Below are 14,334 nucleotides of genomic sequence, written 5' to 3' on the forward strand. Positions count from 1 at the left end.
GGTCGGCATCTACCAACAGCGACTGGAGCGGCCCACCGCCCGGAGGGTGCCTCAGTGCCAGAAATACCAGACAGCCGCCGCCACCAACGCCCCCAACAACACCACCTGCACCACCACATAGCCCACGCCACTATCGCGCGATTCAGCGGCAATGCGCTTCTGCAGCGCCTCGCTCACATCCGGCGTTTCTTCCTGCTGTGTCTGCTCACGCAACGCCTGCGCCAGCGCGCGTTCTTCCGCATCGCGAGGGTCGGTCGATGGGCTCACAGCAGTTCTCCGGCGGCGGCATGCCGCGTCAGTTCCTGCTTCAGGACCTGGCGCGCGCGGTGCAGGTGGCTCTTGATGGTACCGCGTGCCAGCCCGGTCACCTGCTCGATCTCGACCAGGTCGAAGTCCTCCAGGTAGTGCAGGCCGACGATCAGGCGCTGCGGTGCACTCAACCGCTCCAGCGCCACGCCCAGATGGCGCCCCGCCTGCAGCGCCTCGCTCAGTTCAGCCGGCCCCGGTCCTTCATCGCCGATTCCCAGTTCCTCCGGCACCTCCACCGCCACCATCCATTGCGCCTCCAGCCGCCGCCGGCGCAGGTGCTGCAGCGCGGTGGTGTAGGCCACCCGGGAAACCCAGGTGCGCAGCGAGGATTCAAAACGAAAGCGGTGCAGCTGGCGGAACACGGCCAGGAAGGTCTCCTGCAGCAGGTCGGCCACCTGATCGCGGTCGCCCACCATGCGCCCGATCACATGTGCGCAGGTGCGCTGGTGGGTCTCGACCAGCTGCGAAAACGCCGCCTGCGAGCCATCGATGATGGCCCGCACCAGGGCCTGGTCCGCATCCAGCGGTGCGGCGGGTGCCGCCGTCGCCGCTGCATCGTGGCGGCGACGGCCCCGCAGTGCCGACAATGCTTCGCCGAGCAGGCTCATCTGCGGGGCGCCCCCTGTGCCCGTGACATGGGCCGGCTCAGCCCTTGCGTGCGGCGGGGCGGGTGAAGTGCCAGGCCAGCAGCTGGCCCAGGCCAGCACTGCCGACCAGCGCGGCGGCGGCACCGAAGGTCAGGTCACGGGCACCGATGGCTTCCAGCAGGGCCATGGCCAACGCCAGGCAGACCAGGCTGATGCCCCAGCGCAGCGCCCCCTGGCGGCGGCGTTCTTCTTCCAGCACGGCCAGCGAGCGGATCACTTCCTCCGGCACGTGCGGGGCCACCAGCTTGCTGCGGGCGCGGGCATCGGCAATGGCATGGATCGCGTAGGCGATGCAGATGAAGAGGGTGATCGGGATCAGTTCCTGCATGGTCGGGCTCCTGTTCGGTGGATGATGCGGGTTCAGAAGAATGGATGCGCAACCCCGGCCACCGGTTGCACCACTTTGCCAATCCCGCCGCCATGACCTGTGGCCCCTGCCCCGGGCCCTTGCGGCTGCTACGCTTGGCCGGTTTCCTCTTCTGGTGCCGTCCGCCCATGTCCCGAGTGCTGCCCCTGTCCCTCCTGCTGTCGGCCGTGCTGGCCGCACCGGCTGCGCATGCCGCGCCGACGCCGATCACCATCGAACAGGCCATGGCCGACCCGGACTGGATCGGTCCGCCGGTCGAGAAGGCCTGGTGGTCGTGGAACAGCCAGCAGGTGGAATACCAGCTCAAGCGCAACGGCAGCCCGGTGCGCGATACGTTCCGCCAGCCGGTGGCGGGTGGCGTGGCCGCACAGGTGGCCGATGACCAGCGCGGCACCCTGGACGTGGCCGAGCCGGTCTACGACCGCAGCCGCAGCCGCAGCGCCTTCGTCCGCAATGGCGACGTGTTCGTGCGCGACCTGCGCAGCGGCGCGCTGACCCAGCTGACCCGCAGCAACGAGCGCGCGGGCAACGTGAACTTTGCTGCCGACAATGGCGTGATCTGGCGCGTTGGCCAGAACTGGTTCCACTGGACCGCCGCCAGCGGCGTGCAGCAGGTGGCCAGCCTGAAGGCCGAGAAGGATCCGCGCACGCCGCCGAAGGCCGACGTGCTGCGTGACCAGCAGCTGCGCACGCTGGAAACCCTGCGCCGCGACCGCGACCAGCGCGAAGCACTGAAGGACCAGGACCAGCGTTGGCGCCAGGCCGACCCGACCCGCGCGCCGGGCCCGGTGTACCTGGGCACCGACGTGGAGATCGCCGACAGCGTGCTGTCGCCGGACCTGACCCACCTGATCGTGGTGACCAAGCCGAAGGACTTCGATGACGGCCGCGGCGGCAAGATGCCGCTGTACGTGACCGAGTCGGGCTACGAGGAAACCGAAGACACCCGCACCCGCGTCGGCCGTAACGGCTTCGAGCCGCACACCCTGTGGTACGTGGACGTGCGCACCGGCAAGGCCGAGAAGGTCTCGCTGGCCGGCCTGCCTGGCATCAGCACCGATCCGCTGGCCGAGCTGCGCCGCAGGGCCGGCAAGGACGCGCTGAAGGGCGAGCGCAGCCTGCAGGTGATGAGCGACTTCATGGGCGGTGGCATCCGCTGGAGCCCCGATGGCCAGCAGGCCGCAGTGATGCTGCGTGCCAACGACAACAAGGACCGCTGGATCATCAGTGTCAACGCTGCCGATGGCCGCGTGCAGAACCGCCATCGCCTGACCGACAACGGCTGGATCAACTGGGGCTTCAACGATTTCGGCTGGATGGCCGATGGCCGCACGCTGTGGCTGCTGTCCGAGGAATCGGGCTTCTCGCACCTGTACACCCAGGCCGGCACCGCCAAGCCGCAGGCGCTGACCAGTGGCAAGTGGGAAACCTCGGCGCCGGTGCCGTCGGCCGATGGCAAGGGCTTCTACTTCCTGTGCAACCAGCAGGCCCCGCATGACTACGAAGTCTGCGCGGTCGACACCGGCAGCCGCCAGGTGCGCGAGCTGACCAGCCTCAACGGCGTGGAAGACTTCTCGCTGTCGCCGGACGGCCAGCAGCTGCTGGTGCGCTACTCCGGCGCCTACCTGCCGCCGCAGCTGGCCGTGCTGCCCAGCACCGGTGGCCAGGCCCGCGTGCTGACCGACACCCGCACCGCCGACTACAAGGCGCGCCAGTGGATCCAGCCGAAGCTGGTGGCAGTGCCGTCCAAGCATGGCGCCGGCGTGGTCTGGGCCAAGTACTACGAACCGGAAAACAAGGAACCGGGGAAGAAGTACCCGATCGTGATGTTCGTGCACGGCGCCGGCTACCTGCAGAACGTGCACCAGCGCTACCCGGCCTACTTCCGCGAGCAGATGTTCCACAACCTGCTGGTGCAGAAGGGCTACATCGTGCTGGACATGGATTACCGCGGCAGCGAGGGCTACGGCCGCGACTGGCGTACGGCGATCTACCGCAACATGGGCCACCCGGAACTGGAAGATTACAAGGACGGGCTGGACTGGCTGGTCGACACCCAGCAGGGTGACCGTGACCATGCCGGCATCTACGGTGGTTCTTACGGCGGCTTCATGACCTTCATGGCGCTGTTCCGCTCGCCGGGCACGTTCAAGGCCGGCGCCGCGCTGCGCCCGGTGGTCGACTGGCACCAGTACAACCACGGCTACACCAGCAACATCCTCAACACCCCGGACATCGATCCGGAGGCGTACCGCGTGTCCTCGCCGATCGAGTACGCGCAGAACCTGCAGGACAACCTGCTGATTGCCCACGGCATGATGGATGACAACGTGTTCTTCCAGGACTCGGTGAACCTCACCCAGCGCCTGATCGAACTGCACAAGGACAACTGGTCGATCGCACCGTACCCGCTGGAGCGCCACGGCTACGTCCGCGCCGATTCCTGGCTGGACCAGTACAAGCGCATCCTCAAGCTGTTCGAGCAGAACCTGAAGTGAGCAGCGCCGCGGCCACGATCCACATCGTGGCCGCGGTCATCCTGGATGACCGCGGCCGGGCGCTGGTGGTGCGCAAGCACGGCGCTGACCGTTTCATCCAGCCGGGCGGCAAACCCGAAGCCGGCGAAGCACCGCTGCAGGCGCTGGCCCGCGAGCTGGACGAGGAACTCGGTGCGCAGCTGCACGCCGAAACCGCCGTCGCGCTGGGTACGTTCCAGGACTGGGCGGTGAACGAGCCCGGCCACCGCGTGCAGGCCCAGGCCTGGTGGGTGCAGGTGGACGGCATGCCACAGGCACGCGCGGAGATCGCCGAACTGGCCTGGGTGCCGCTGCAGCCACCGCACGGCCTGCCCTTGGCACCGCTGAGCGAACACCATATCCTGCCGGCCGTCGCCACCCGGGTGACGGCCCGCTGAGCGCGCGGGCACCGATTGCAAGGACACCGGATGTCAATGTCGATCCCGCCGATTCCTTCGCTGGTCCAACCGACCTATCACGCTTGGGTGCGCCCGATCGCACACGCCTCGTTCTGGCTGTCACTGCTGCTCACGGTCTACTTCGTGATGCAGGGACTGCTGCTGTGGCCGCTGCACAACCTTCCGATCTGGCACCTGGTTGAGAGGGAAGTACAACTCCAGCACCTGCACAGCCTGATCTGGCTTCTGGCGCATCCGGTGGCCGCGTCGATGATCGTCGCACTGCTGTGCCTTGCCTCGACACTGGCCAGCTGGGGACTGCTGCGCGAGCGCAGCTGGGGCCTGTGGAGCTTTGTGGCGATCCTGCTGATGAGTGCATTGACCAACTTTGCGATCGCCGGGTGGCTGGACGTGTTCATGCGCGACGTCATCCCGTTTCTCTCCGACGACGCCGTCCTGCAACAGGAACTCCATCTGAAACGCTGGTTGATCACGCTGACCATGGTGGCCATGTCGTTCGTACTCCTCGGCCTGCAGGGCTGGCTGGCCTGGCGCCTGCTGCGACCAGACATCCGCTCGCGCTTCCACTGAGCCACACCCCTTTTCCGCACGACAAGGACCGTCGCATGCGCTTGCTGACCCTTCTCCCCGCGCTGCTGCTGTTCGCCGCGCTGCCTGCCGCCGCCGATGCGCTGCGCTGTGGCGAATACCGCAGCACCGACGGTGGCATGGCGCTGATATTCACATCACCCAGCAGCGGCTACCGCCGCGACGACGGCAGCGAGCCGGAGCCGCTGTGGGTCGATCGCAGTGCGGCGCAGGCCCGACTGGTCATGCTCGACGATGGCGTGGCACTGCCGGTCCGGATCAGCGCCGATGGGCAGCGCATCGAAGACGACGTGGTGGTCTACACGCTGCGCCAGTCCCGGGGCTGCGCCAGCGAACCCGCCGCGATTGCCGGCAGCTGCCGCGCCGCCGGCAGCCACTGCATTGCGCAGCTGCCCGCGGCTTCGCCCGGCCAGATCCAGTGCGCGTGCGACGAAGGCGTTGGCGCGGGCTGCTCGGCGCTGCTGCGACAACTGCGGGATGGCAGCCCAGCAAAGGCCACCGACGACGTCGGTGCCACGGGCTTTGAACGCCCGCCTGCCTGCCGCGAACACACGCCCGGGCATGACCCGCAGGCCTGCGAGGCGCTGACCAATGATGCATTGGCTGCCGCCATGCAGCGGGTGAATCAACGCCTGCAGCAGGAAGACGAAGACACGCTGGGTTCGCCGCTTCCGGCCGCTGCACGCGATCAGCTGCAGCAGCGGTGCCTGCAGCACCGCAGTGGCCGCTTCTGCGTGGAAGTGGCCGCGCAGCAATTGAACGCGCTGGAACCTGCGTTGGCAGTGCAGGCCCTGCAGGTGGTCTGCGATGCAGGCCGCGTCAGTGCCTGTGAGCGTATCGCGCCACTGCGTGGCCTCGGCACCGACCTGCGCCTGGTTCCGCTGCAGCAGGTGCCGTGCGGCCGTTACCAGGCCGACGGTGGCGTGATCGACATGCTCGACTTCGGTGATGGCGCGCGTGCCCGCCTGCACGAAGGCGCCGTCCAGCTGCAGCAGAACGGCGAAACCCTTGTGCTGCGCCAGCTCGGCAACGGCGACCTGCTCGGCATGGACAACCAGACGGCCTACCAGCGTTACCAGCTCGTGCCCGGCACGGCACAATGCACGCCCCCGCGCGAGGGCTAGGGTTCGCCGTAGCGCCAGGAGCTTCCCGTTCGATCGTCAAGGAGACGACATGCATTCACCCGCACCGCGCCGCCGCTGGCTGGCCTGGGCCCTGCTGCTGGCCGCGCCGATGGCCGCCGCACAGTCGCCACAATGCGGCCTGTTCAAGGCCGACGAAGGCAGCGGCACGCTGCGCATCAGCTCACCGAACCGCGGCGAGCAGAAGCACTTCGGCAGTGCGCCGTCTCCGGTCGCGTTCCAGCAGATCGACGGAAAGCTGCAACTGGTGAACCTGGAGTACGGCCTGCCCAGCGCGCTGCAAGTGCGCGATCGTGGCCGCACGGTCGAGGTGGATGGCACGGTCTACCTCCTGCAGGCGCCCGCACAGTGCGCCGCAGCCGCCACGCCGGCTGCAGGCAGCTGCCTGGCTGATGCGGCGGCGTGCCTGGACAACCGTCGCGAAGCGACCCCGGCCGCCCTGGAAGCGGGGTGTCGGGAAGGCGTGCCCGGCATGTGCCTGCAACTGGCTGATCGTTGGCACGAGGAGGCCAAACCCTCGGTCGAGGCCGATCCCGCCCTGGCAAAGGCAGCGCTCGACGCCGCCTTGTCTGGCATCAAACTCCCCGCTGCCTGTGACAACGGTGGCTTCGAACAGGGAACCCCGGCGTGTGCCGCGGCACTCGAGGCCAACCCGGCAGTGCAGGAGCAGCTGGTCAAGGCCGCGATGACGGCCGCCATGACCGAAGCCATGGTAACGATGACGGCACCGACCGTGCCGGTGATCATTCCAGCTGAGCGGCGGCAACAGTTGTTGCGGTTGTGCCGCGAGGTACCGCACGGCGGCTTCTGCACCCGCGTGGCTGAGCTGTCCTGGGAGGCGGGAGATCCCCAGCAGGCGGTGCAGGCGCTGGCTGCGGCCTGCACATCCGGCAATGACACCGCCACCTGCGAGCGCCTGCCGGCGTTGCAGGCGGTGGGCGCATCGCTGCGACCGCAGCCCGCAACTGCATTGCCCTGCGGCAACTACCGGTCCGACGGCGGCCTGATGGACACGCTGGATTTCGGTGACGCCGGCCTGGTTGGCGTTGGCTGGAGCAGCCATCTTCGCGCACGCGTCGAAGCGGGCGACATCCGCATCCACCACGACCGGGACGGCGACTTCGTGCTGCGCCCGCTGCCCGGCGGCCAGTTGCTGGGGCTGGATAACTGGACCCGCTTCCAGGTGTTCGTCCCCACCGGCGAGGGCCCGACCCGGTGCAGTGCACCGAAGCAGTTCAAGGTGCTGCCACTGCCGCAGGATTGCCCGCTGGCGCTGGCCAACGAGGGCGGTGCCGAAGCCTGCTGCGCGCAGGACAAGCTGCAGGGCTGCAACATTCTCGGCAACCGCCTTGCGCTGTCCGGGAACTGGCTGCAGGCCGCCGAGCACTACACCACAGTCTGCCGCGCCGGCGTGCGCGAAGGGTGCGAGAACCTGGTTACCGCGCAGGGCAACGGCGCGGAACTGGACGCACGGGCAACCCTGGGGCAGCTGTGCAAGGCCGACCGCAGCGGCCTGCACGTGGCCTGCGACGTGCTCGGCACCCAGAACTGGGAGCTGATCACGCTGGGTGGTGCCCTGCAGAAGGCGGTTGATGAGGCAGCCGTGGACGACGCTCCGGCGCCGCGCAACTCCAACCGCAAGCGCTGAGCCGGCCAGGGCCTGCCCGCAGCTTCGGGCGGGCCCTGCGGTAAAGTACGCGCCATGAACGAATTCGAGCGCGTGCGCGCCTACCTCACCGACCTGCAGGACCGCATCTGTGCGGCGATCGAGGCCGTCGATGGCCAGGCCCGCTTCCAGGAAGACCTGTGGCAGCGTGCGGAGGGCGGTGGCGGGCGTACCCGCGTGCTGCGCGACGGTGCGGTGTTCGAGCAGGCCGGCATCGGCTTCTCCGACGTGGCCGGCAGCCGCCTGCCGCCATCGGCCTCGGCCAACCGTCCGGAACTGGCTGGCGCCTCCTGGCGTGCCACTGGCGTGTCGCTGGTGTTCCACCCGCTCAACCCCTACGTGCCGACCACCCATGCCAACGTGCGCTTCTTCCAGGCGCAGCGCGACGGCGAAGTGGTGGCCAGCTGGTTCGGCGGTGGCTTCGACCTGACCCCGTTCTATCCGTTCGACGAGGACGTGCAGCACTGGCACCGGGTCGCGCGCGACCTGTGCGCCCCGTTCGGCGAAGAACGCTATGCCGCGCACAAGCGCTGGTGCGACGAGTACTTCTTCCTGCGCCACCGCAATGAAACGCGCGGCGTCGGCGGCCTGTTCTTCGACGACCTGCACGGTGACTTCGAGCGCGATTTCGACTATCTGCGTGCGGTCGGCGATGGCTTCCTGGATGCCTACCTGCCGATCGTGCAGCAGCGCAAGGACACGGCCTACGGCGAGCGCGAGCGAGAGTTCCAGCTGTACCGACGCGGCCGCTATGTGGAATTCAACCTGGTCTACGACCGCGGCACGCTGTTTGGCCTGCAGAGTGGTGGCCGCAGCGAAAGCATCCTGATGAGCCTGCCGCCGCGGGTGCGCTGGGAGTACGGCTTCACCCCGGAAGCGGGTAGCGCCGAGGCACGCCTGGCCGATTACCTGGTGCCGCGCGACTGGCTCTGACCTTCCGGCGCCACGCCTGACGCGTGGCGTCTTCTCCTGCCTGCGGTGCGTCCTGCACCGGACAGGTCGTCTTTTTTCTTCTTCAAGGATGACGTCATGCCTGCTGCTGTTTCCCTCCGCCCCCGCGCTGCGGGCTGGCGCTCCCTGCTGTTGCTCGCGCTGGCCTCGGCAAGTCTGCCGGCTGCCGCGCAGTCGATGGCCTGCGGCACCTACAAGGACAGCGGCGGCACTATCACGCTGACCATCGAGAGCGAAGGCCACGCCTTCCTGTCCGGCCCCTACCAGGCCACCGAGGAGCTGCGCATCGCCCGCCAGGAAGACGTGCTCGGCACCGGCAACCTGTCCACGGGACGCCTGGAAAACTGGTTCTTCTCGGACAACGACCGCACGATCAACACGCCCTATCGCGAGTTCACCCGTGAGCACGCCGCCGCCTGCAGGACGATGCCCGAGCCCATCGAAGATGGTTGCGTGATGAACACCTCCGAGTGCCTGGAGGCGCTGCCCGAGGCCGCACCGGTGAAGCTGCACGCCTGGTGTGCCGAGGGCGTGGGCGCGGCCTGCTCCCAGCTGTTGGAGACCTACCAGCAGCAGGCCAAGGACGCTGCCCCGGCGCCTGCACGGGCCGAGCCGCCGAAGCCGGAGATCTGCAAGGAGGATTCCGCGTCCTTCAACGCCGAGGGTTGCAGGGCGATCGCCGAGGTGGTCGGGCTGGAGATGATCGGCAAGTCCCTGCTCGGGCTGCAGCATTCGGTTGATCCCGTGTTGCCGTCCGCGCAGCTCGATGAGCTGGCCACATTGTGCCGGCAGCAGCACGGCGAGACCTTCTGCGCCGACGTTGCCGAGGTGCTGTGGAGTGGCGGGCGCCTGTTGCAGGCCCACGAAGCGCTGCAGCTGTCGTGCGCGCAGCGCGCGGACGGCGTGGCCTGCGGCCGCGCCAAGGCGCTTGCCAGCCTGGCCGCTGCGCCGGTCGCTTCACTGGCTCCGGTGCCGGCCACTGCGCTGCCGTGTGGGAGCTATGAAGCCGAGTACGGTGTGCTCTCGCAGCTGCGCTTCCTCGATGGCGGCCTGGTTGAGGCCGAGGGCCGCGACCAGCGCCTGCGCGCGCGCCTGCAGGACGGCCGCATCCTCATCCGTCCCGATGTCGGCAGCGACTTCGTGCTGCAACCGCTGAAGAACGGAAACCTCGCCAGCGTCGACGGCGGCAACCGCTTCGCCTACTACGAGCGCAAGCCCGCCGCAGGCAATGCCAGCTGCACGCCGCCGGTGGCGTTCGTGGAGATCCCGCTGCCACTGGATTGCCCCACCCTGGCGCGCAAGGACGGCGCCAACGCCTGCTGCACCGAGGGCAAGCTGCTGGGCTGCAAGGTTGCCGGCGAAGCCCTGTTCGAGGCCGAGAAATGGGCCGCGTCGCTGCCCTATTTCGAGACGCTGTGCGGCGCCGGTGTCCGCGAAGGGTGCCTGGCATTGGCAGCGGTGTATTCGCACACCGCCGACCCGAAGATCCCGCAGGCCATGGCAGCGATCTGCGCGAAGGATGGCGAGGGCACGCATGTAGCCTGCGATGTGGACGCCACCCGCAACTGGCCGGCACTGAAGGCCGAAGCCGCGCTCTGAGGGCGCGGGAAGGGGTACCCGTAGCGTCGAGCTTGCTCGACGCTACACGTCAGGTGCTCTTCCTGGGGATGATGGTGATGTGCCCGTTGATCTCCAGCAGGGCCAACTCGACATCCTCCACGCCCAGGCAGCCCTGCTGGCGCATGGCGGCCTCGAAATCGGCGCGGGTGACCTGCTCACGGCGCAGAACGGCGTCGAACAGGCGCCCATCACGCGCGATCACTACCGGTTCTCCTTCCACCAGGCGCTCGATGCGCCGGCTGCGGGTACTGACCCAGCCCACCCCATAGTTGAGCAGGATCAGGGTGGCCGCCAGCAGCAGGCCGCCGCCCAGCGAGGTATCGGTACCCAGCAGCGCGTTCTGCACCGCGTTGCCCAGCAGCACCACCAGCAGTACGTCGAACGGGGTGATCTGCCCCAGCGGGCGCTTGCCGCTCAGCCGGACCATGCCCAGCACCACGACGTAGACCACCACCGCGCGCAGGATGAACTCCCACCACGGCATCGCCAGTGAGAACAGATCGGGCATTGCGGGTTCCCCTGCGGAGCGGTGGCCCAGCGTGGCGCAGGCCACGTCATCTGGCAACGGCACAAATAAAAAGCCCCGCTGACCAGGGGGAGGTCAACGGGGCCGGGGAACGGGCACTTGGGGAGGAGTCCCCGTTCCGAGATCTGCTCCAGGGGATGGGAGAGATCCACAACAGGCGTTGCGCCTGTCGAGAGTTATAGAAGCACTCCGAACACTAACGGTTCGTGAAGGGGCCCAATTTAATGAACCTCCATCAGGGCAACATTCATGATCGAGTCAGAAACCTCTGACGAATGAACGAATTCACGTCGTTTTCGGCCTGAAACACCCTCAGTGTGCTTCGTCCCAGTTGTTGCCGATGCCGGTATCGACCACCAGCGGCACCCGCAGTTTGGCCGCTTGCGACATGCGCTCGACCACCTGCAAACGCAACTCCTCGACGAAACTGCTTTCGGTTTCGAACACCAGTTCATCGTGCACCTGCAGGATCATCCGTGCCGGTGCGCCGCTGTCACGCAGCCACTGGTCCACGTCCACCATCGCGCGCTTGATGATGTCGGCGGCGGTGCCCTGCATCGGCGCGTTGATCGCGGCGCGCTCGGCACCGGCGCGCAGGCCCTGGTTACGTGCATGAATGTCGTTCAGGTACAGGCGGCGGCCGAACAGGGTTTCCACATAGCCCTGGTCGCGGGCCTGCTGGCGCATCCGCTCCATGAAATCACGCACGCCCGGGTAGCGGCTGAAGTACAGCGCCACGTAGTCCTGCGCCTGGCCACGGTCGATGCCCAGGTTGCGCGCCAGGCCGAAGGCGCTCATGCCGTACATCAGCCCGAAGTTGATCGCCTTGGCCGCGCGGCGCTCGTTCGGGGTCACTTCCTCCAGCGTGCGCCCGAACACCTCGGCGGCAGTGGCGCGGTGCACGTCGGCGCCCTGCTCGAAGGCACGCACCAGGCCCGGGTCCTCGGACAGGTGGGCCATGATCCGCAGCTCGATCTGCGAATAGTCGGCCGCGAGCAGCTGGAAGCCCTCCGGGGCGATGAACGCGCGGCGGATGCGGCGGCCATCCTCGGTGCGGATCGGGATGTTCTGCAGGTTCGGGTCTGACGAGGACAGGCGGCCGGTGGCGGCACCGGACTGGTGGTAGCTGGTATGCACCCGGCCGGTGTCCGGGTTGACCATCTCCGGCAGCTTGTCGGTGTAGGTGCTGCGCAGCTTGGCCAGGCCCCGGTAGTCCAGGATCACTCGCGGCAGCTCGTGCTGGTCGGCGATCGCCTCCAGCGCCTCTTCATTGGTGCTGGGCTGGCCCTTCGGGGTCTTCACCACCGCCGGCAGCTTCAGCTCATCGAACAGCACCGCCTGCAGCTGCTTGGGCGAATCCAGGTTGAAGCTACGGCCGGCCAGCTCGGTGGCCTTCTGCTGCGCGGCCAGCATGCGCGAGGACAGGTCCTGGCTCTGCCGGCGCAGTTCATCGGTGTCGATCCGCACGCCATTGGCTTCGATCGTGGTCAGCACCGGTACCAGTGGCATCTCGATGTCGCGGTACACGCTGTCCAGCGCCGGCTCGGCCAGCAGCTGCGGCTGCAGCGCGCGGTGCAGGCGCAGGGTGATGTCGGCGTCCTCGGCCGCATAGCGGCTGGCTTCGTCGATGCCCACCTGCGAGAACGGAATCTGCTTGGCGCCCTTGCCGGCCACATCCTCGAACTTGATGGTGTTGTAGCCCAGGTAACGCAGGGCCAGCGAATCCATGTCGTGGCGGGTGGCGGTGGAATTGAGCACGAAGCTCTCGAGCATGGTGTCGTCGTGGTAGCCCTGCACCTCCACGCCGTGGCGGCGCAGCACATGCAGGTCGTACTTCCCATGCTGGCCCAGCTTCTTCTTCGCCGGGTCCTGCAGCACCGGGCGCAGTGCGTCCAGCACCTGCTGCATCGGCAGCTGCGCCGGCGCGCCCGGGTAATCGTGGCCGACCGGAATATAGGCGGCCTTGCCCGGCTCGACCGCCAGGCTGATGCCCACCAGGCGCGCACGCATCGCGTCCAGCGCATCGGTTTCGGTATCGAAACTGATCAGGTCCGCCTGCTGCAGGCGCTCGACCCAGGCCTGCAGCTGCTCGGCGGTCAGCACGGTCTCGTATTCACCCGGTGCGGCCAGCGCCGGATCCAGCGTGCCGGCGGCCGGTGCCTCGGCGCTGCCACGGGCGAAGCCGGCGGCGGTGCCACGCAGGCTCGGCGTTGCTTCGCTGGCGGCCGTCGGCGCCGGCAGCGGTGCACCCAGCTCCTTCAGCGCCTGGGTGAAGCCATAGCGCGCATACAGCTCGGTCAGCTCCGGCACGTCCTGCTCGCGCAGGGCCAGCGTGGTCGGGCTGGCGTCCAGCTCCACGTCGGTGCGGATGGTCACCAGCTCGCGGTTCAGCGGCAGGCGCTCCAGTGCGGCGCGCAGGTTTTCGCCGATCTTGCCCTTCATGGTCGGCGCGGCCGCCATCACCCCGTCCAGGTGCTGGTACTCGGCCAGCCACTTGGCGGCGGTCTTCGGCCCGCATTTCTCCACGCCCGGCACGTTGTCGACGGTGTCGCCCATCAGCGCCAGCAGGTCGATGATCTGGTCGGCGCGCACGCCGAACTTCTCCATCACTGCGGCATCGGAATCCATGCGGCTGCCAGTCATGGTGTTGACCAGCTCGATGCCCGGGCGCACCAGCTGGGCAAAGTCCTTGTCGCCGGTGGAGATGGTCACCTTCAGGTCCTGTGCCACGCCCTGCAGGGCCAGTGTGCCGATCACATCATCGGCCTCCACGCCGGGAATGCGCAGGATGCTGATGCCCAAGGCTTCGACGATGCGGCACATCGGCTCGACCTGGCTGCGCAGCTCGTCGGGCATCGGCGGGCGGTTGGCCTTGTACTGGTTGTACAGGTCATCACGGAAGGTCTTGCCCGGCGCATCGACCACGAACGCCACGTAGGCCGGGCGCTCCTTCAGTGTCGAGCGCAGCATGTTGACCACGCCGAACAGCGCGCCGGTGGGTTCGCCCTGTGCATTGGACAGGGGCGGCAGCGCGTGGAACGCGCGGTACAGGTAACTGGACCCGTCGATCAGGACTAATCTGCTCATGGGTCGATTCTACGCGCCCGTGCCTGCACTGCGACGACACGGCACAGCCGCGGCGATGGGGCATAATCAAGGCTCTTTCCAGGCAAAGGCCCCCGCCGATGAAGATCCTGATGCTGGCTTCCCTGCTCCTGCTCGCTGGCTGCGCCAGCATGGGTGGCGCGGGCGCTCCCCCGGTGGACGTCAAGGGCGCGGATGTGTCCAAGCGCACCATGGACAACGGCGATGTCATCGAGGAATACCGCGTGTCCGGCCAGCTGCGCATGGTCAAGGTGACCCCGTCGCGCGGTGCCCCGTTCTATATGTACGACAAGAACGGCGATGGCCGTTTCGACAACGACAAGGACGGCGTGTCGCCGGTGTACTGGAAGCTGTACAGCTGGTGATGTGACCGGGGTCGGATCCCTGCGCTTCAGTAGATCCACGCCATGCGTGGATGGGCCCCTGCCGGCCCTACAAAAGATGACGCCGGCGCGCATCCTGCGGCCGGCGTCGGGTC

13 protein-coding genes are annotated in these 14,334 nt (G+C 67.9%); 8 read left to right on the forward strand and 5 right to left on the reverse strand.

Features of this window, described 5'->3' with window-relative positions:
- Window positions 1–51: 51 nt before the first annotated feature.
- The 3 genes from ACZK2R_RS22930 to ACZK2R_RS22940 are packed head-to-tail and all read right to left on the reverse strand — an operon-like array spanning window position 52 to window position 1,284.
- Window positions 52–267 carry a hypothetical protein gene (locus ACZK2R_RS22930; protein ID WP_125893349.1) on the reverse strand — a complete coding sequence of 72 codons (216 nt, stop codon included), beginning with the start codon at window positions 265–267 and terminating at the stop codon, window positions 52–54.
- Window positions 264–917, reverse strand: coding sequence for an RNA polymerase sigma factor (locus tag ACZK2R_RS22935; RefSeq protein ID WP_180837868.1), 654 nt, complete (start codon window positions 915–917; stop codon window positions 264–266). The genes ACZK2R_RS22930 and ACZK2R_RS22935 overlap by 4 nt, the downstream gene beginning before the upstream one ends.
- 37 nt (window positions 918–954) lie before the next feature.
- Window positions 955–1,284: a hypothetical protein gene (locus ACZK2R_RS22940; protein WP_005414880.1), complete on the reverse strand. Its 330-nt coding sequence runs from the start codon at window positions 1,282–1,284 to the stop codon at window positions 955–957.
- Window positions 1,285–1,451: 167 nt separating this feature from the next.
- Between ACZK2R_RS22940 and ACZK2R_RS22945 the strand changes: the two genes are divergently transcribed.
- From ACZK2R_RS22945 to ACZK2R_RS22975, 7 genes are all read left to right on the forward strand, one after another.
- Complete coding sequence (locus ACZK2R_RS22945) at window positions 1,452–3,821, forward strand: S9 family peptidase (RefSeq protein ID WP_180837867.1); 2,370 nt, start codon at window positions 1,452–1,454, stop codon at window positions 3,819–3,821.
- Window positions 3,818–4,237, forward strand: coding sequence for an NUDIX hydrolase (locus ACZK2R_RS22950; protein ID WP_180837866.1), 420 nt, complete (start codon window positions 3,818–3,820; stop codon window positions 4,235–4,237). The genes ACZK2R_RS22945 and ACZK2R_RS22950 overlap by 4 nt, the downstream gene beginning before the upstream one ends.
- A gap of 30 nt (window positions 4,238–4,267) precedes the next feature.
- Window positions 4,268–4,828, forward strand: a complete 561-nt coding sequence (locus ACZK2R_RS22955; RefSeq protein ID WP_049398641.1) for a hypothetical protein — start codon at window positions 4,268–4,270, stop codon at window positions 4,826–4,828.
- 35 nt (window positions 4,829–4,863) lie between these two features.
- A complete protein-coding gene (locus tag ACZK2R_RS22960; protein WP_180837865.1) occupies window positions 4,864–5,970 on the forward strand; it encodes a hypothetical protein in 1,107 nt (368 codons plus the stop codon).
- A 49-nt stretch (window positions 5,971–6,019) separates the two neighbouring features.
- Window positions 6,020–7,636, forward strand: a complete 1,617-nt coding sequence (locus ACZK2R_RS22965; RefSeq protein WP_180837864.1) for a hypothetical protein — start codon at window positions 6,020–6,022, stop codon at window positions 7,634–7,636.
- 54 nt (window positions 7,637–7,690) lie between these two features.
- Window positions 7,691–8,587 (forward strand): oxygen-dependent coproporphyrinogen oxidase, encoded by an 897-nt coding sequence (hemF, locus tag ACZK2R_RS22970; protein ID WP_049424225.1) that lies wholly within the window; start codon window positions 7,691–7,693, stop codon window positions 8,585–8,587.
- Window positions 8,588–8,683: 96 nt separating this feature from the next.
- A complete protein-coding gene (locus ACZK2R_RS22975; RefSeq protein ID WP_180837863.1) occupies window positions 8,684–10,204 on the forward strand; it encodes a hypothetical protein in 1,521 nt (506 codons plus the stop codon).
- 49 nt (window positions 10,205–10,253) lie between these two features.
- Here the strand turns inward: ACZK2R_RS22975 and ACZK2R_RS22980 are convergent, their stop codons facing one another.
- Both ACZK2R_RS22980 and polA read right to left on the reverse strand, forming a co-directional pair.
- Window positions 10,254–10,733 (reverse strand): DUF421 domain-containing protein, encoded by a 480-nt coding sequence (locus ACZK2R_RS22980; protein WP_125893335.1) that lies wholly within the window; start codon window positions 10,731–10,733, stop codon window positions 10,254–10,256.
- Window positions 10,734–11,063: 330 nt separating this feature from the next.
- On the reverse strand, window positions 11,064–13,838 hold the full coding sequence (polA, locus tag ACZK2R_RS22985) for a DNA polymerase I (protein WP_180837862.1): 2,775 nt from the start codon (window positions 13,836–13,838) through the stop codon (window positions 11,064–11,066).
- 98 nt (window positions 13,839–13,936) lie between these two features.
- Between polA and ACZK2R_RS22990 the strand changes: the two genes are divergently transcribed.
- Window positions 13,937–14,221, forward strand: coding sequence for a DUF2782 domain-containing protein (locus ACZK2R_RS22990; RefSeq protein WP_180837861.1), 285 nt, complete (start codon window positions 13,937–13,939; stop codon window positions 14,219–14,221).
- Window positions 14,222–14,334: the final 113 nt, after the last annotated feature.

The sequence above is a fragment of the Stenotrophomonas sp. 96582_Sma genome (genome assembly GCF_056480905.1).

Excerpts from the sequence above, each read along its gene's own strand:
- ACZK2R_RS22990 (WP_180837861.1), top strand. The coding sequence starts at position 13,937 with ATGAAGATCCTGATGCTGGCTTCCCTGCTCCTGCTCGCTGGCTGCGCC.
- hemF (WP_049424225.1), top strand. The coding sequence starts at position 7,691 with ATGAACGAATTCGAGCGCGTGCGCGCCTACCTCACCGACCTGCAGGAC.
- ACZK2R_RS22935 (WP_180837868.1), bottom strand. The coding sequence starts at position 917 with ATGAGCCTGCTCGGCGAAGCATTGTCGGCACTGCGGGGCCGTCGCCGC.
- ACZK2R_RS22975 (WP_180837863.1), top strand. The coding sequence starts at position 8,684 with ATGCCTGCTGCTGTTTCCCTCCGCCCCCGCGCTGCGGGCTGGCGCTCC.
- ACZK2R_RS22945 (WP_180837867.1), top strand. The coding sequence starts at position 1,452 with ATGTCCCGAGTGCTGCCCCTGTCCCTCCTGCTGTCGGCCGTGCTGGCC.
- ACZK2R_RS22980 (WP_125893335.1), bottom strand. The coding sequence starts at position 10,733 with ATGCCCGATCTGTTCTCACTGGCGATGCCGTGGTGGGAGTTCATCCTG.
- ACZK2R_RS22965 (WP_180837864.1), top strand. The coding sequence starts at position 6,020 with ATGCATTCACCCGCACCGCGCCGCCGCTGGCTGGCCTGGGCCCTGCTG.
- ACZK2R_RS22940 (WP_005414880.1), bottom strand. The coding sequence starts at position 1,284 with ATGCAGGAACTGATCCCGATCACCCTCTTCATCTGCATCGCCTACGCG.
- polA (WP_180837862.1), bottom strand. The coding sequence starts at position 13,838 with ATGAGCAGATTAGTCCTGATCGACGGGTCCAGTTACCTGTACCGCGCG.
- ACZK2R_RS22955 (WP_049398641.1), top strand. The coding sequence starts at position 4,268 with ATGTCAATGTCGATCCCGCCGATTCCTTCGCTGGTCCAACCGACCTAT.
- ACZK2R_RS22960 (WP_180837865.1), top strand. The coding sequence starts at position 4,864 with ATGCGCTTGCTGACCCTTCTCCCCGCGCTGCTGCTGTTCGCCGCGCTG.